Consider the following 17,625-nt stretch of genomic DNA (forward strand, 5'->3'; position numbering starts at 1 on the left):
CCTTCAGGCTTTGCTTTGTTTTTCTTCATTATATACATGTTCCCCCTTCCACCGTATATTAAATAGAAGATTAATGAAAATTGCGGCTAAACTACCAGTGATAATGCCGTCCCCGAAGATAATGGCGAGCCCCTCCGGAAGGCTTGAGAACAGCTCCGGCACTACTGTGGCGCCGAGTGCAAGCGACACAGAGCACGCAACCACCAGCTGGTTCGACTGTTCATTAAAATCGACGTCGCGGAGCATCTGCAGACCTGCAACAACAACCATTCCAAACATCACAACCGTCGCCCCGCCAAGCACCGGTGTTGGAATAATGACCACCAGGGCAGCGACCTTTGGAATTAACCCCAGAACGACCAGAGTCATTGCCGCTGAAAAAATGACGCTTCTCGTTTTTACTTTGGAAAGCTCGAGCAAGCCTACATTCTGTGCAAACGTACTGTAGGGAAAAGCGTTGAACAAGCCCCCAATCAGGACTGCGAGCCCTTCGGACCGGTAGCCCCTCACCAGATCGTCTTCGTTCAGCTCACGGTCTGTAATACGGGCGACTGCGTAGTAAGCGCCAGTTGTTTCAACGACGATTACGCTGCACACAATGACCATCGTGATAATCGGCCCAATTTCAAATGTTGGCATGCCGAAGTACAACGGCTGGGGAAAATGGAACCACGAGGCCTCCATCACTTCTCCAAAGGACACCCTTCCCATTACTGCTGCGGCTATCGTACCGCCGGCAATACCGATCAGGACAGCAAGCGAACGCATAAACCCGGTAAACATCCGGAATAAAAGAATGATCACGGCGAGTACACTGACAGATAAAAGCAGGTTAAACAGAGAGCCGAAGCTTTCGCTTCCTTCTCCGCCGGCCATGTTTTTAATCCCGGTCGGAATCAGTGAAAGCCCAATAATCGTTACAACGGTACCGCGCACGATTGGCGGGAAAAGCTTTTGTAATTTTCCAAAAAATCTGGCGAAGATAACGACAAACAGCCCGGCCACAAGAATCGATCCGTAAATAGCTGTTATGCCGTAGTTCGTGCCAATGCTGATCATCGGTGTCACTGCTACAAATGACACTCCGAGCATGACGGGCAGGCCGATGCCGATATGTTTTCCCCTCCAAAGCTGCAGCAGAGTTGCCACACCGCAGGAAAGCAGGTCAATTGCCACTAAGTATGCAAGCTGTTCTGCTGAAAGCTCCAATGCGCGCCCTACGATAAGCGGAACGAGTATCGCTCCGGCATACATTGCAAGCACGTGCTGAAGTCCCAATGAAAAAGTCCGAAGCCCGTTGGTTCCGTTAGCCATAATCAGGTGTTCCTCCTTTTATTATTACCTTACTATCCATCTTATAGGAGGTCCGGACTCGTTTCATTAGACATTTTACATAAAATTTTTAAAATGTTTCAGCCACTTTATCTATAATTATTAAGAAAATGAAGGGGTGGGCGCAGATTATCTTACATCATTTTGAGGAAAGAACATTCTGCGCCCGCAGCGCGAGGCGCAGCCGCATCGTCGTTTCAGGATTTTTTAATGAAACTCCTAAGCGCTCCTCGCATTTTTCCAGGCGGTAGAGCACCGTATTACGGTGAATGTAAAGCCGTTTTGCCGTATCAGCCACGTGACAGTGCGACTCGAGGTAGACAGATAACGTCTGCACCAGCCCCTGATCCTCTTGGCTTCCCTCTGTTAGCTCCTGCAGCACCGAGTGGCTGAATGAGGCCAGCTCATCGGTGGGCAGCAGCCGCAGAAGCTGGGCAATGTCCTTTGTATAATACGTGCGTATAAACCCGCGTTCGCCGGTGAGCTGGCTGTTGTACAAGGCGTTTTCCGCTTCTTTATAGGACGACGGGGTATCAAGAAACGACCGCGCCGTGTTTCCGATACCAAAGGATATCGAGCGGCCAAAAAACAATTGAATGCCTTCCTGCAGCTGCCGCAGAGCTTCCACCGAAGCTTCATCTGCCTCTGCCTGCAGCTGTTCCACCTCCCATAAAATAATGCACTGCCGTTCTTTTTTGAAAAACCAGGCCGGCGTCTGCCAATTGTCCAATTCGCCTTCAATGTATTCATACATATGGTCCATTTCCCGCTGCTGCTGGGAATAGGTGACCGGAAGCCGGGGCTCGGGGTCAAGCATGCCGACCGCGCAGCTGTAATTCCGGCTGTTTGGCAGCCCCATCTCCTCCGCACGGTTTCGCGCTTCTTCATCAGAGGAATAGCCTTCGTTAATGAAATTTTGAAAAAATTCGTCGCGGGCTCTTCGTTCATACTGAGCGATGGCGCTCTGCTTCATGCGTTCGAACCCGATCACATTCACAGCCTGGTCGATTATAAGCACAAGTCCGTTGTCATAAATGGGAATTTCGCCGCCAATTACGAGGCAGCCGCTGCGTGTTTCGTGCGTACGCACCGGAAACAATGTATATGTCTCTGCTGTTTCCCACACGCAGAAGCTGCTGTAGGTGCTTCCGGCTAAAAACAGATCCTGTTTTGCCCGCCGGTGCGTTTCGAGCACCGTCTGTGCATTTTCCATCCCTTCACCTGCATAGATCGGACGGTCATATGCATCGAGCAGCAGAACCGGAAAGCCGATATAGCCGCATACTTCCTCAAGCAGCGCCGTCAGGCCTTTACCGTACATAACATGGTCGGTCAGCCGCTGATGGATGTTTAACGCTTCGCTCAGCTCTCTTGTCCGCACCGAAAGCATGTCGTTGAGCATATCATTAACCATCGCTCCAAGCCCAATCTCCTCCGGCAGGGCAACAACGGGAAACTGCAGCTCATCTGCCTTTTCGATCACACTCTCCGGCAGCTCCTGCAAAAAACGTCCGATCTTAAGCCCAATGCCGGCGCACCCTACAGCGTCCATCCGCTCGATGAGCATGCTTAATTCCTCAGGACGGTCCTTGTAATGATATCCAGTTGTCACCAGCAGGTCATCCTCCTGCAGATAATCAACAATATCCGGTGCATCCATCATATTTACCTGCCGGATCTCGCGGATCTCTCCGTCCTTTCCCGCAAGCAGTGTCGCATCCTTCCAGACCGGGCGCTGCAGCGTTTCGCCTATATTCACTATTCCCGCCTCCTTGTGATACATCTCCAAAATTTTCTAGCATAATTGGTTATTTTAACTTTCACTGTAGCAGAAAAAGTAATCCTGCCGCCAGTGGAAATTCCAGCAATCATAAAAAAGCAGAAGGCCGCCGGCAGCCTTTCTGCTTATCTTTTAACGATCCCGTACAAAAATAAATCATAAAAATGGGTCTGGTATTTTTCAAGCGTCATGCTGCCCGGCACGTCCTCCCCCTGCTGAATCCGGTAGGCGATCATCTGCCGGAGCGAGATCGCATACGACATGAAAAAATCAATATTTATATTTTCCCGGAGGATCCCCTGCTCTTTTGCCAGCTCCACCAGCTCCCGAAACACCGGCATCACTATTTTCTCGCCCCGGCTGCTGTAATCTGCCAGTACATGCGGATAATCCTGCATTAATTCCGTAAGAAAGCTTGATTGAAAAAACGATTCGTATTCCTTCATATCAAATATCTTCAAAAGCATCTCTTCGGTCATCCCATGCTTTCTGCTTTGCTCGATCAGTTTTTCCATTTTGTCTTTGGACTCCTGCATCACGCCGTCGAGCATTTCGCTTAGAATGCCTTCTTTGTCTGTAAAGTATTTATAAAATGTGGCCTTGCTTGTACTGGCCTCCGCGCACAGCTTCCCGATGGTGACCGCTTTGATCCCCTCCTGCAGAAAAAGGCGGTGCGCGGTTTCGACCAGGTCCTTCTTTTTTCTCGTAGTCCGTCGTTTTTTGTTATATGCCACTGCTGCCTCCCCATTTCTTCCCTTTCTTTAAATGATCAGGTCTCTTTTTCTGATTGTATACATTCCGATGATCGTAAAAACAGCGAAGACTGCCAGAAGAATGACGGTCGACCAGACTGTCCACTCCTCTGCGGGCACGCCCGGAATCTGTGCGTATGGGGAAATATCGCTCACCCAGTCCGGCAGCTGAAGCAGCGGCCCAATAAGCCCGATCAGGGTAAACGCTGTATACACCAGCCAGACGATTGACAGCGCTTTAGGCCACAGGCCCATCAGCAAAGCCGCCAGGCCAATAAATACCCAGACCGCCGGCGTCTGTGCGAGGGCAGCGAAAAATACCTTCCATGCCCCATCTGCGCTTTCAGTGTAGTAGCCGTAAAGCGAGCCGGCACCAATGCCGCTGATCACAAGCAGCATAAAGCTGCCCACGCAGGAAATCAGGAGATAATCAAGCATCCACCGCGGACGCGGCACTGACTGAACCAGCAGGATTTCTCCCCGGCCGCTCTTTTCCTCCCGGATCATTTTGGTCATCACCTGCAGAGCATAGCCTGCTGCGAGCATGGCGAGAAAGGCCATATACGTGGCAAATAACGATTCTGCAAGCGTGGCTCCTTCGGCCTGTACGAGAAAATCCTCCCCAATTGGATTATCCGCAAAAAAGTCAGCAGCTTCTTCACTTATGGCTCCCATCGCCACTCCGTAAAGAGCCGCACCAGCCGCCCAACTCAGAAAAACCCAGCGAAATAAAAAGCTCTGCAGCCCAAACAGATGGGTCAAACCGCCCCCGGCCCGGGCTTTTCCGCCTTGAACCCGCAGCACGCCGGCTGCATCGTCCCGGCGGTAGTCTACATAAATGGCCGCCACTGCGAGTAGTATAATACCCCCGGCGAATAAACCGAGCGGCCACCAGCGCTCATCCACAAAGGCGCGCATTGCCTGGCCCCATCCAATAGGGGACAGCCACCGCCACGCATCTACAGAAGCCACATCACCGACGGCCCGGAATAAAAAAGCCAGACCAAGCAGCGCAGAGCTGATGCCGGATGCCGCTCCGGCGCTTTCACTCAGCTGAGCCATCAACAGACTGATAGAGCCAAACATGATACCTACACCGGCGACCCCGAGCCCAAAGACCAAAGCCCCTTCCCAGCTGAGCCCCTCTACCGTATAAGGCATGCCGACAATGATAATGACGGCGATGAAAAGATTCGCAAGCACCATCAGTAAAAAAGCAGCCGTGGACATACTGACCCGGCCGACAACTCCTGCTTTCACAAGCTCTGACAGTCCGCTTTCCTCTTCTGCCCTTGTATTGCGGACGATCATGAAGATGCTCATAAACGCAGCAGCGACCGCCACGTATAAAAACATCTCATTGGTAATCATCGCTCCGAACGTATAGTTTTCAAGCCCATAGCCGGGCCCTGCCATCGCCCGGAGTGCCGGACTTTCTAAAAGCAGGGCCCGGCCCTGCCGGTCTTCCTGCGTCGGATACGTTTCCGGAAAGCTGAGAATACTGAGCAGAAACAGCACCGAAATCGAAACGATCCAAATAGGCAGCCGAACTCTTTCTTTCCGGAGCATTACCCGAAACAGCCTGCCCGTTCCTGTGAACACTGACATGTTCATCGCGCTTCCCCTGCCTTCGATTCATAATGGCGAAGAAAAATCTCTTCGAGCGTCGGCGGCCTCGACTCCAATGAAACTACCTCCGCTGCAGCCAGCTCCTGCATAACCGTCGCCAGTCCTTCCGCGTCCACATAAAAGTGCACTTTCGACCCGTCTGCCTCCCACTGGTGGATGTCGCTTCGTTCCGCTAAAGAAGCGACTGCCTGCTTCGTTTCTGCCGTAATGGAAATACGCGTTAAATGCCGCAGCTCCTCAAGCGTTCCGGATTCAATAATTTTACCTTCTTTAATAATGCTGACCCGGTCACACAGCTCCTCCACCTCTGCCAGAATGTGGCTCGAAAGAAGTACAGCCTTTCCTTCCTGCTGCAGCTCTCGCACGCATTCCCGGAAAATGGAGGCCATTAACGGGTCCAGACCCGAAGTCGGTTCATCAAAAATATACAGATCCGCTTCCGAGGCGAATGCCGTAATGAGCGCCAGCTTCTGCCGGTTTCCCTTCGAATACGTTTTGCTTTTTTTACGCGGATCGAGCTGAAAACGTTCAATCAGCTGCTGGCGTTTCTCTTCATTAAAATTACCGTGCAGCTTCCCAAGAATATCAATCACCTGGCCGCCGGTTAAATTCGGCCAGACGTTCACATCACCGGGTACGTAAGCCACACGTTTATGAATATCTACTGCCTCAGTCCACGCATCTTTGCCAAACAGCTTCACTTCACCGCCGCTTTTTTTCAGCAGACCGAGCATTACCCGGATCGTGGTGGACTTCCCTGAGCCGTTTGGTCCTAAAAACCCTATCGTTTCTCCGTTTTGGATCGTCAAATCCACATGTTCAAGTGCCGCGTGCTTCCCAAAGTATTTTGACACGCCCTCTAATTTCACCAGTTCGCTCATCTCTACACCCCCTAAAGTGAACATTTTCATTATTATCGTTTAAACTATTTTACAATATTCGTTCAATTAATTCACCATTTATTTTGTTGATTCTATGCTTTAGAAGACTACGGCTGATGATTTTTGGGAATGTGTAACAAAGATCTGAAATTGGAGGCAGTATGTATGATGACTTTACGACTCGGCTACGTATCTCAGGCTCTTGCTCTCTGGAACGCTTCTCCGGGAAAAACAATGACCCTGACACGCTGGCAGAAGATGGATCCCGAAAGCCGCGGGGATAAGCTGCGGGAGGTCACCCGTTTAAACCTGGAGCATACGATCCGCATGCTTCACTACAATATCGCCCACGACATTCCTTTATACCGTTTTTCTTCCTCGCTTGCGCCACTCGCTACGCATGACGATGCCGTCTGGGATTACATAACGCCTTTTGCGGATTTATACAAGGAAATTGGCAGGCTTGTGCGTGAGCACAATATCCGCCCAAGCTTTCATCCGAACCAGTTTACGTTATTTACAAGCGACAAGCCGCATGTCACCGCCAATGCCGTGCAGGACATGGAGTACCATTACCATATGCTTGAAGCGATGGGCCTCGAACAAAGAGCGTGGATCAACCTGCACGTCGGGGGAGCCTACGGTGACAAAAAAACGGCAGTAGCACGGTTTCACGAAAACCTCCAGCAGCTGCCCGGAAAAATCAAGGCGCGGATGACGCTCGAAAATGATGATAAGACGTACACCGCCAGTGACGCACTTGCTGTCTGTGAACAGGAAAACATTCCAATGATGTTTGATTATCATCACTTCAAGGCCAACCATTCCGGGGATGAACGTCTCGAGGAGCTCCTGCCCCGGTTTATCGATACGTGGGCCCATACGGACAGCCGGCCGAAAATCCATCTTTCCTCGCCGAAATCGCCCGAGGCCTTCCGCAGCCATGCCGATTACGTGGACCCGGAATTTAACCTTCCATTTCTGCAGGCCTTAAAGCAGATTGGCAATCCTATTGATGGAATGATTGAAGCAAAGCAGAAGGACTATGCGCTTTTGCAGCTCGTCGAAGATCTCGCTTCGCGGCGGAATGTGACCCGGACCGGCGGGGCTGAGCTTCAGTGGAAATAAAGAGAGACAAAAAGAGAGCCTGGGCGCAGGCTCTCTTTTTTACCATTCCAATATGATTTTTCCGATGTTTTTATTATCCTGCATATACCGGTGTGCATCTGCGATCTTTTCAAATGAAAACACTGTGTCTACGATAGGACGAATGGAGCCGTTCTCAAGGTACGGCATCGCATGCTTCACAAAATCCCTGCTCAGCTCGGCTTTGTATTCGTCGCTCCGCGGTGTAAGAAGCGTACCAGTCAGCTGCACGCGCTTCATTAAAAGCTTCATCAGGTTCACGTTCGGCACGTTTGCCCCGCCAAGCACGCCAATCAACACCCAGCGGCCGTCGGTTTGAATGCTTTTCAGGTTTTGTTCCCAATAGGAAGCCCCGACAAAATCCAAAATCACGTTTACTCCCTGATCGCCGGTCGCTGCAAGCACCTCTTCCTCAAAATTCTGTTCCTTATAGTTAATACGCACCTCTGCGCCAAGCTTTTCGGTAAATGCCAGCTTTTCCGCTGATCCGGCGGTGGTAATTACCCGCGCCGACGAGAGCTGACTGGCCAGCTGGATGGCCGCCGTGCCCACACCGCTTCCCCCGGCATGAATAAGGACAGATTCTTGCTGATTCAGGTGCCCGATCCAGTAAAGCGTCTGGTAGGCCGTTAAGAATACCTCCGGCACGGCTGCTGCTTCAGCATACGTGTACGCCTCCGGTATCCGCATCACCCGGTCGGCACGCATAACAGCATACTCTGCATAGCCGCCGCCATTTACAAGCCCCATCACCCGGTCGCCCGGCGAAAACGGGTTCTCAACACCTGCTTCTTCCACCACACCTGCCACTTCAATGCCGAGCACCGGATTTTCGATGTATCCGGCCTTGCCCTCCCGGTTTAAAATATCGGTCCGGTTCACAGCTGCTGCTTTCACCCTGATCAGCACCTCGTCCATTTCCGGCTTCGGAGCATCACGGTCCTGAATCTGCAGTACCTCTGGTCCGCCGTTTTCTGTGGTAATGACTGCCTTCATTGCTATCACTCGCTTCCTTTAATCTTTCGTTTCCAGTATTCGCTTCCTTAAAGCACGTGTCAACTCGGACATTTACCTGCTGCTGCCACAGCTGCTTATTTCCCGGGAAATAGCCTTTGTAAGATTGATTTTTCGATAATAGCAGCCAATACCTTTATACTGGAAAAAAGGCAAAAGCTGAGGTGCAGATAAATAATGACCAATACAGAAAAATTAAAACAGGACGCATACGCATTTTTAGAGCAATATTACCGGGAAACAGACCAGCCGATGGAAATTTTTCAGCAACGCTGGGAAAACGTCGCGCAGGAGATTGAAGTCTCCGGGCACTATGAGCATACATTTGAAGAACTGGCATTCGGAGCGAAGGTCTCCTGGCGCAACAGCAACCGCTGCATCGGCCGGTTTTTCTGGAAAAGCCTGCAGGTTATCGACTGCCGGAACGTGCGAAGTGAAGAGCACGCGGCCGAAGCACTCCGCCACCATATCCGTTACGCAGAAAACGGCGGAAAGATCATTCCAACGATCTCTGTCTTTCCTTCAGTCAAAAACGGTCTGGAGCGGATGCGCATATGGAACTACCAGCTGATCCGCTACGCCGGCTATGAGCGAGAGGGAGAAATCATTGGCGACCCGCAGTCTGTAGCTTTCACAAAATACTGTGAATCACTGGGCTGGAGAGGCGAAGAAACGTCGTTTGACCTTCTTCCCCTGGTTGTTCAGGTAAACGAAGGCACTCCCCAGTGGTTTCCGCTAAGAGCTGAAGAAGTACTCGAGGTTCCGATTACCCATCCGGATAGCGATGCTTTTTCCACGCTCGGTTTAAAATGGTATGCCGTACCAATTGTTTCGGATATGAAAATGGAAATCGGCGGCATCACGTATACAGCCGCGCCGTTTAACGGCTGGTATATGGAAACGGAGATTGGGGCCCGGAACCTCGCAGACGAGGATCGCTACAATATGCTTCCGCAGGTTGCAGACGCGCTTGGCATCGACCGGACGTACGCGGGAAGCTTATGGAAGGACCGGGCGCTGGTCGAGCTGAACCGTGCCGTGCTGCATTCGTATAAAAAAGCAGGCGTCAGCATGGTGGATCATCACACGGCTGCTTCGCAATTCGGCCGGTTTGAAAAGCAGGAGCAAAAAGCAGGACGGGAAGTAACCGGTGACTGGACGTGGCTGATTCCGCCGGTGTCCCCTGCCGCTACTCATATTTTTCACACCTCCTATCGCAATATCATGCACACGCCGAATTTCTTTTACCAGCAGCATCCCTATAAATAATAATACAAAGAAGCGGGCAGAGCCCTCCTGCTTCTTTGTATTTTACGTTTGAATAAATACCCCTTCCGGGAACCCCTATACCAGAACCTAATATGAGAAGGGATGATGAATATGAACGCTGTACAAAAGGAATGCCTCGAAGCCTGCATCGAATGTATGAAGCAGTGCAATCAGTGCTTTAACAATTGTCTGCAGGAGGACGACGTGAAAATGATGGCCGAATGTATACGTCTGGACCGCGAATGCGCGGACATTTGTGCCCTGACGGCTAAAGCCATCCAGTCCAACAGCCCGTTGATGAAAGAGACGGCCCAGCTTTGTGCCGAGGCGTGCAAAGCATGCGGAGATGAATGCGCCAAGCACGATCATCAGCATTGCAAAGACTGCGCAGATGCCTGCTACCGCTGTGAAAAAGCCTGCCGCGAGCTTGCTGCATCATAATTTCTGCGCTAAAAGCCCCCTCCTAAAAGTGGAGAGGGCTGCTTTTTTTATGAAAATTTCACCGGTACACCGGCTGCTTCAAACAAATCATAAAAGGTCGGACACGTTTTTGACACGCATCCCGGATCTTCAATATAAATCCCCGGCACCTTCGCCCCAATAAGCGAAAGGGCCATAGCCACCCGGTGATCATCGTACGAATGAAGCGACACTCCAATCGGTGTTCCCGGGTATATTTTCAGCCCGTCCGAATATTCATCCACCCGGATGCCCATTTTCTGGAGCTCTGTGCACGCTGCGTGAATGCGGTCGGATTCGTGGTGACGAATATGCTCCACATCCCGGATCGTAATCGGGGCATCGGCAAACGGAGCCAGAGCAGCAACGGTCAGCGTCTGATCGGACATTTCCTTCATGCTGAGCTCAAACCCGCCCGAAAGCTGTGTGGGGCCTGTAACTTCAATGTAGGTGTCACCTTTTTCCACGCGGCAGCCCATTTTTTCGAACACATCCACCATTCCTATATCCGGCTGATTGGTGTCCATTGTTAAATTATTAATACGGACCGTCCCGGCCGTCAGGGCCGCCAGTGCCATAAAGTAGCTGGCTGTCGACGCATCTGCTTCAAGCGCCATGCTCCGGCCCTGAAAGCTTTTTGCCGGCACCTGCATGTCGGTTAAATCCTCGTTGTACGTAACCGGCACCCCGAACTGATTCATTAAATCAAGCGTAATGTGTACATATGCATGCTGCACAATGTAATCCGGAATCCGGATCCGCAGGCCTTCCTCGGTATAGGCGCCCGTCAAAAGCAGACCGCTGATAAACTGGCTCGATAATTTTCCGGAAATGGTCACTTCTTTACCGGGAAGCCCGCCCGCATGAATTTCAAGCGGATAAAACCCCTTTTTATCTATGTAATGAACATCGGCTCCAAGCGTTTCCAAAGCTTCCATTAACGGCTCCACTGGACGTTCACTCATACGTTTGCTTGCTTCCACTTTGTAAACGCCGCTCCCGGCTGCTGCAAGCGGGCCTGGGAGGAAACGGGCCGTCGTACCGGCAGCCCCTATGTAAAGCTCTGCATTCTCCTCCGGCCACCGGCCCCCGCATCCGTGGATCGTCACCGTATCGCCCTCCACTTCGGACTTTACGCCAAGCGCCCGGAGAGCGCCAAGGCACCAGTACGAGTCATCGCTTTTTAAAATGCCGGAAAGGGTGGACGTGCCTTCGGCGAGAGCAGCCATGATCAGTGCCCGGTTCGTAAAGCTTTTGCTTCCCGGCACCGTCAAAGAGGTGTGAATCGATCCGGGCGAAACCGGAGAAACGTGTACTTTATCTACATCTGTTAATGATGCCCACGGCGAGCGGGCCCGAAAATCTGGTGTACTCATAAAACATCCGTCCTCTGCATCTTTTTCTACATTACACCACGAACCAGTACTGCGCGCAACCAGCGTTTTTCGAAGACTTATACTATCCCCGTAAGTGCCGGACTGACCATAAACCAGAGCAGAAGCACCGCCATAACAATCCAGCCGCTCAGCTTCATCCATCCCGGCTCCCGGCGCGAAAAAGCAATCATGCTCATAAATGCACTGAGTGCCAGCAGCAGAATCCCAATCGTCAGCAGTGATCCGAATAACGGCACGAGGGGGCTGCTGTCAGGAAGGGAAAACACGGCGGACACAACGATAGATACAGCAATCAGTCCGAGGCCTCCCAGGGAAGACGTTAAGGAAATTCTGCTGAATTTTTTATCCTTCATTTCATTCGCTCCCTTTTGAGTTCTTTTCTTGTCTTCCTTTCCCTCACGCATATTTCAAAAACGTGCTTTTACGTTTCCAGATCCATAATATCCTGCACGCCTACACGCCGGGTGCCCCCGCCTGCTTCTATTTTAATTGTTTTGTTCAGCGTATCCAGATGCAGAATTTTTCCGGTCATTTTTATTTCTACATAAGGATCAAAAACGTGAAGCGTTACTTCCACTCCGGCCGCCACAGCCTCCTGAAGGCGGTGGGAAAACTCCTCAAGCTGCTGCTCATCCCAAAGGGGCCTGAACTTCATCCGGTCCTCTTTTTGGTGACGCAGCCACATTTCCCGGTGCTCCGGCAGAATCATGCGACTGGATTCCCAGCGCATATTCGATCCCGGGGTTAATTTGTTTTCTTTCATCCGTAACGCCTCCTTTCGCTTTAGTATACACGAACATTTGTTCCTTTTGTGGTTTATTTTTAAAATATGGAAAATTTTTTCTGACAAAAAAAGGCCTCCTGTTTCAGGAGACCTTACCGTTTCAAGCCTTTTTTGTCTGGAAAAACTGAGGCAGATGCTCCCGATGGGCTTCGAGCATGTCATCAAGCATCTGTTTTGCTTTTGTATCAGATGGAACGAGAGGGTTAATGGTCATTGCCAGAAGAGCTGTTTCGTAATTTCCCGTCACCGCCGCTTCGGCAGCGACCCGTTCAAACGACTTGATCTGCTGCACGAGTCCCCGGACTGCCACCGGCAGCTCCCCGACAGCCACCGGCTTCGGACCGTCCTTCGTGATGACGGAGCTGATTTCCACTGCCGACTCTCCCGGAATCCCGGCAATGGCGCCGCGGTTTTTAGTATTAACCGGCTGGATATCCCGGGTGTCGTTATAAATCGAATTGATCAGGCTGCATGCCGCTTCGCTGTAATAAGCCCCGCCGCGCTGCTCCAGCTGCTCCGGCTTCGACCGGAGTGCTTCATCGGTATAGAGGGCAAAAAGCTCCTCCTCCACCCCCTGGACGACCTCCGCCCGGGTGCCGGTTTTCCCGGCGGCCGCCTGCTCCTCGGCCAGCATTTCTTCTGTTTTATAGTAATACCGGTGATAAGGGCAGGGCAGCACCTGCAGCGCCCGGATGAAATCCGGCTCCCATCCGAGCGCTGCGATATTTTTCATCGTGGAGGCATTCGCCAGATCTGCCACTGCTTCGAGTGCCTGCTGTTTCACATCTTCGCCGTCGAGATAAATGTTCAGTCCGTACACCATATGATTCAGCCCGGCAAAATCAATACGGACACGGCTGCCGTCTACCCCAAGCGCTTCGGCCACACCCATCTGCATTCCCACCGGCACGTTGCAGAGACCGACAATGCGTTCATGGTTCGTGTAGCGCAGCACCGCTTCTGTCACCATGCCGGCCGGATTCGTAAAGTTTACAAGCCACGCGTCCGGACACAGCCGCTCGATGTCATGAACAATGTCAATAATAACCGGAATCGTCCGCAGTCCTTTAAACAGTCCGCCCGGCCCGTTCGTTTCCTGGCCGATCACGCCGTAGGAAAGCGGAATCCGCTCGTCCTTCGCCCGGGCTTCAAGCATGCCGACCCGAAACTGGGTGGTGACAAAATCTGCCCCCGGCAGTGCTTCCTCACGGCTGTAGGAAAGATGCACGGTCATATCGATACCTGCTTCGGCTGCCATACGCTGGGCGAGTTTTCCTACGATCTCCAGCTTTTCTTTTCCTTCCGGAATATCTACGAGCCACAGCTCCTTCACCGGCAGTTCCCGGTATCTTTTAATAAATCCCTCCACGAGCTCCGGCGTATAGCTTGAACCCCCGCCGATCGTTACAATCTTAATACCTTCCTTCATCATCTCACTCCTTTATTCTGCATGTCTTTATACAGGCCAGGCCGCCTGCGTGTAGACAGACGGCCCCGTAACCTGGCAGGTATCGTTCCCGGAGAAAGAAATTGCCTATATTACGCTTCATCTGCTCGGCACCCGCCTGTTCGATAATGAGAATGGCACTGTTGAAACGGTAAAGAACTCTCTCGATGCCGATACGTACGATATGGTCGCTTTTCTCCTCGTTCATATCGACAAGGAGCTGCATCTGAAGTTCCAGCACGACCAGGAGCTCGTCATTGCCCTTGCACTTCATCTTCAGCCGGCCATCAGCCGGTTCCGTTACAATATGAATGTGCGCAATCCAATGCTTGCCGATATTAAGGCTAACTATCCGCTCGCCTTTGAAGCCGGGGTGATTGCCGGCATCGCTCTTGAAGACCATTACGATATTCGTATTGATGAAAATGAAATTGGTTATCTGACTCTTCATATCGGTGCCGCTCTTGAGCGCAGTAAAATGGAAACGACGCCTTCCCGCTGCCTGATCGTCTGCGCCTCCGGCCGCGGAAGCGCACAGCTGCTCTACTACCGGCTTCAGTCAAAGTTCGGAAGACGTCTCCACATTATGGGAACAACGGAATACTACCGGCTTCGGGACATGGATTTTGACCATATCGACGTTATTATCAGCTCAGTGCCGATTTACGATGACCTGCCTGTCCCTGTCCTTCAGGTAAATACGATTTTAAGCGAAACTGATCTTCGCACCATCGAGGGCTTCATTGCCAAAGAACCCGCCATCCGTACGTATTTACGGGAGTCTCTCGTTTTTTTACACCAGCCCTTTTCCACTACTCGGCAGGTACTCACGTTTTTCGAACGGGAGCTGTCTTCCCGGCACTTAATTGATGATGGTTTTCTCGATTCTGTCCTCGAACGGGAGAACGTGGCCTCGACTGCCTTTGGCAACCTTGTCGCCATCCCTCATCCGGTCACGCCTAAGACAGAGGAGACCTTTTTAGCCTTTTGCACGCTCGATAAACCTGTCCGCTGGGGCGAACGGCCTGTCCAGCTTGTCTGCCTGTTGAATGTAAAAAAGACAGCACCGAAGACCTTCAGGAGATGTATGAGCTGCTCGGCCGGGTGATTGAACAGCCGAAATTAATTCAAAGGCTGCTAAAAGCAGAAACCGCTGAAGGATTTCTCCAGCTTCTCGCATCTTCCTGATTTGAACAGGCAGAGAAAATGACCCCTCTCTGCCTTTTTCTTTCTAAAAAACGATTTTCGTAAATTATTCACATCCTTTCCTCCTTTTCGAACGTATTCTTTGATATAAAGGAAGAAGACGTTTGTAATCACGTTTTCGTTCATATAAAAGGAGGAAAAACAATGCGCCGTTTAATCGCCTGCTTAGCCGCCGGCTTTCTGCTTTCGCCCGCCGCGGCTGAAGCACATACACACCTCGAAAGCTCCGACCCTGAAGACGGAGCCACGGTGGAAGCACCGGAAGACATCACGTTTTATTTTGACGGTCCTATTGAAGACTACAACGGGGTTACGGTCAAAGATGCAGAAGGAAATGACGTGGAAACCGCCGATGTTTCCATTGAACCCGAGGATCAATTGAACGTAACAATGGAAGAGCCGCTCGAAGCTGGAGAATACGATGCTTCTTTTGATATTGTCAGTGAAGACGGCCACATTATGGAGGACAGCTCTTCCTTTACCGTAGAAGAAGCATCCGAAGAAGAAGCGGCCACCTCCGATGACGCCTCCTCTTCTGAAAACAATGCGGAAGGCGCGGAGGAAAACGCTGACGGTGAAACCGAAAGTGCCATTAATGAAGAAGAAGCCGGCTCCGGATTCGGCATAACCATTGGACTTATCGGCCTCGGTCTTGTCGCCGCCATCGTTGCCCTATTCCTGTTCCGCCTTAAGCGCCGGACATGATTCTTGCAGCAGGTAACGCTCTACAGTATTTGTTTTTTGCTGTGCTCGCCGGTACGCTTTTGCTTCAGCTTATCCCGGCAACGCACCGGCCGGCTCTTTCTATCCCGTTTTTCGTTCCTGCAGCAGCTGCCGCCCTCCTGCCCGTCGTTTCCTTCGTTCCCATCGCCCAGCTCACCCGCACGGTGGCCGCAGGCAGGGACATGCCTTTTTTCGGGGCCCTCGAACGCATATTATTCCAGTACGAAGTAGGCCAGAGCTGGGTAGTCCTGTTTGTGCTGAGCTTTTTTCTGCTCGGGATATTTATTCTTTTTTTTCATTCCACCGGCATGCCGCGCGCTGCTGCTGTGGTTGGGCTCGTTCTTATTATGGGAATGATTGGCGCTCTGGGAGCATCCGGCCACGCGGCGAATGCAATTCCGCTCATCGGCGGGACGCTTCACTTTTTCCATCTGCTTGCCGTGAGTCTGTGGATCGGCACGCTTTTGATGGTCAGCTGGTTTGCCGTTTCCTATAAACATTGGGCTTCTTTTCTGGAATGGTTCACGCTGATCGCTGTCATGTGTGTCATCATTATCGCCTTTACCGGCGTAATCATGGGACAGCTGCTGACAGACCCATTTGTCGGTTCTTGGGCTCTTCCATACGGCGAAGCGCTCATATGGAAGCATTTGTTTTATATTGTTATTCTCATTTTTGCTCTTTTTAACGGAATATTTATCCGCAGGCGCCTGCATCAGGACGAGAATTACAATCCGCGGACGTGGCTTCGGGCGGAAAGCCTGACCGCCATGCTCATCTTTGTCATTACCGCTTTCATGACCGAACAGGAGCCAGGCGGCAGTCTGCATTATGAAAATCCGGCCTTTTTGTTTCATGTACTCTACCCTGCTTCTATAACGGACAGTGCTTCCTTTCAGCTGCAGCTGCATCCCATCACCATTTTAAGCGTGCTGTTATCCATTGGATTTTTATACTTGATGGTGCAGAGCTTTTATCGCGGACGCTCGCCGTTCAGCGTTTTCGTCCTCGGCTGTATGTTCGTGTTGAGTGCATATACCGGTCTCGTATATATTCTGGATTTTGCCTGAGCAGCATGCTGCCCAAGCGCTCATGGAAGTATTCATGAGTGCTTTTTTATTTGCGCCTCAGTTATTTCCGGGTAATAATTGATGCTAATGAAAGGAGCCGTTTTATGTTTCAATTGAACGACGTAAAGTATAAAAACATTATTAGCACAAAGCAGCTGACCATCCCCACGGATACCATCACTGCCGTTACCGGCCCAAGCGGCTCGGGAAAATCAACTCTTCTGCGTCTTCTTAATTATCTGATCACCCCGGAACGCGGCATCATTTCCTACCAGGGAAAAGCGTTCTCCGAATGGCAGCCTACAGAACTGCGCAGGCACGTAATGATGCTTCCGCAGCAGCCGGTACTGTTCGGGGAAACGGTTGCTGAAAACCTTCAGGCCGGAAGGATCTTCAGCGGCAGGGAAGAAGCTTCTGAGGAAAAGCTTACCGCAGCAGCACAGCAGTGCATGCTTGATAAAAAACTCAGCGGTCCTGCCGAAAATCTGTCCGGCGGAGAACAGCAGCGCCTCTCCCTCGCCCGGCTGCTTCTTGCCGGCCCCGATGTCTATTTACTTGACGAGCCGACGTCAGCGCTCGATGAAGACATGGAATGGAACGTCATGGAACGATTTCTGGAGGAAGCACGCCGTTCTGCCAAAGGAGTTATTTTTATCAGCCATGCGACGGCGATGGCCGATCATTTTGCCGAGCACATCATTCAGTCAGATTCTTTTACCAGAGGGGAGATCTGAAG

Annotated in this window: 17 protein-coding genes; 7 read left to right on the plus strand and 10 right to left on the minus strand. The window is 51.4% G+C overall.

Annotation, left to right across the window (positions count from 1 at the left end; genetic code table 11):
- Positions 1–3: 3 nt before the first annotated feature.
- From ACTTK7_RS03310 to ACTTK7_RS03330, 5 genes are all read right to left on the minus strand, one after another.
- Entirely contained in the window at positions 4–1,314 is a 1,311-nt protein-coding gene (locus ACTTK7_RS03310; protein WP_462865758.1) for a nucleobase:cation symporter-2 family protein, read from the minus strand.
- 157 nt (positions 1,315–1,471) lie between these two features.
- Positions 1,472–3,091 carry a PucR family transcriptional regulator gene (locus tag ACTTK7_RS03315; protein ID WP_462865759.1) on the minus strand — a complete coding sequence of 540 codons (1,620 nt, stop codon included), beginning with the start codon at positions 3,089–3,091 and terminating at the stop codon, positions 1,472–1,474.
- Between the two features lie 146 nt (positions 3,092–3,237).
- Entirely contained in the window at positions 3,238–3,846 is a 609-nt protein-coding gene (locus ACTTK7_RS03320) for a TetR/AcrR family transcriptional regulator (RefSeq protein WP_462865761.1), read from the minus strand.
- A gap of 27 nt (positions 3,847–3,873) precedes the next feature.
- Positions 3,874–5,478, minus strand: coding sequence for an ABC transporter permease (locus tag ACTTK7_RS03325; RefSeq protein WP_462865763.1), 1,605 nt, complete (start codon positions 5,476–5,478; stop codon positions 3,874–3,876).
- Complete coding sequence (locus ACTTK7_RS03330) at positions 5,475–6,374, minus strand: ABC transporter ATP-binding protein (RefSeq protein WP_462865765.1); 900 nt, start codon at positions 6,372–6,374, stop codon at positions 5,475–5,477. The genes ACTTK7_RS03325 and ACTTK7_RS03330 overlap by 4 nt, the downstream gene beginning before the upstream one ends.
- 168 nt (positions 6,375–6,542) lie before the next feature.
- Here ACTTK7_RS03330 and uvsE point away from each other — a divergent pair, with 168 nt between their 5' ends.
- Complete coding sequence (gene uvsE, locus ACTTK7_RS03335; RefSeq protein ID WP_462865950.1) at positions 6,543–7,502, plus strand: UV DNA damage repair endonuclease UvsE; 960 nt, start codon at positions 6,543–6,545, stop codon at positions 7,500–7,502.
- 39 nt (positions 7,503–7,541) lie between these two features.
- Here uvsE and ACTTK7_RS03340 read toward each other — a convergent pair whose 3' ends face one another.
- Entirely contained in the window at positions 7,542–8,516 is a 975-nt protein-coding gene (locus ACTTK7_RS03340; RefSeq protein ID WP_462865767.1) for an NAD(P)H-quinone oxidoreductase, read from the minus strand.
- Positions 8,517–8,711: 195 nt separating this feature from the next.
- Between ACTTK7_RS03340 and ACTTK7_RS03345 the strand changes: the two genes are divergently transcribed.
- Positions 8,712–9,803 (plus strand): nitric oxide synthase oxygenase, encoded by a 1,092-nt coding sequence (locus ACTTK7_RS03345; protein WP_462865768.1) that lies wholly within the window; start codon positions 8,712–8,714, stop codon positions 9,801–9,803.
- A 111-nt stretch (positions 9,804–9,914) separates the two neighbouring features.
- Positions 9,915–10,244, plus strand: coding sequence for a four-helix bundle copper-binding protein (locus tag ACTTK7_RS03350; RefSeq protein WP_462865770.1), 330 nt, complete (start codon positions 9,915–9,917; stop codon positions 10,242–10,244).
- Positions 10,245–10,291: 47 nt separating this feature from the next.
- Here the strand turns inward: ACTTK7_RS03350 and aroA are convergent, their stop codons facing one another.
- The 4 genes from aroA to ACTTK7_RS03370 form a co-directional block, all read right to left on the minus strand.
- A complete protein-coding gene (gene aroA, locus ACTTK7_RS03355; protein WP_462865771.1) occupies positions 10,292–11,638 on the minus strand; it encodes a 3-phosphoshikimate 1-carboxyvinyltransferase in 1,347 nt (448 codons plus the stop codon).
- Positions 11,639–11,715: 77 nt separating this feature from the next.
- Positions 11,716–12,012, minus strand: a complete 297-nt coding sequence (locus tag ACTTK7_RS03360; RefSeq protein WP_462865773.1) for a hypothetical protein — start codon at positions 12,010–12,012, stop codon at positions 11,716–11,718.
- 68 nt (positions 12,013–12,080) lie between these two features.
- Complete coding sequence (locus ACTTK7_RS03365) at positions 12,081–12,422, minus strand: YolD-like family protein (RefSeq protein ID WP_462865775.1); 342 nt, start codon at positions 12,420–12,422, stop codon at positions 12,081–12,083.
- Between the two features lie 121 nt (positions 12,423–12,543).
- Positions 12,544–13,872, minus strand: a complete 1,329-nt coding sequence (locus ACTTK7_RS03370) for a 6-phospho-beta-glucosidase (RefSeq protein WP_462865777.1) — start codon at positions 13,870–13,872, stop codon at positions 12,544–12,546.
- Positions 13,873–14,074: 202 nt separating this feature from the next.
- Here ACTTK7_RS03370 and ACTTK7_RS03375 point away from each other — a divergent pair, with 202 nt between their 5' ends.
- From ACTTK7_RS03375 to ACTTK7_RS03390, 4 genes are all read left to right on the plus strand, one after another.
- Positions 14,075–14,998, plus strand: coding sequence for a BglG family transcription antiterminator (locus ACTTK7_RS03375; protein ID WP_462865779.1), 924 nt, complete (start codon positions 14,075–14,077; stop codon positions 14,996–14,998).
- Between the two features lie 242 nt (positions 14,999–15,240).
- Positions 15,241–15,801 (plus strand): copper resistance CopC family protein, encoded by a 561-nt coding sequence (locus ACTTK7_RS03380; protein WP_462865780.1) that lies wholly within the window; start codon positions 15,241–15,243, stop codon positions 15,799–15,801.
- Positions 15,798–16,889, plus strand: a complete 1,092-nt coding sequence (locus tag ACTTK7_RS03385) for a copper resistance D family protein (protein ID WP_462865782.1) — start codon at positions 15,798–15,800, stop codon at positions 16,887–16,889. The genes ACTTK7_RS03380 and ACTTK7_RS03385 overlap by 4 nt, the downstream gene beginning before the upstream one ends.
- Positions 16,890–16,993: 104 nt before the next feature.
- Entirely contained in the window at positions 16,994–17,623 is a 630-nt protein-coding gene (locus tag ACTTK7_RS03390; RefSeq protein ID WP_462865784.1) for an ABC transporter ATP-binding protein, read from the plus strand.
- Positions 17,624–17,625: the final 2 nt, after the last annotated feature.

Source organism: Marinococcus tarijensis, from assembly GCF_054971385.1.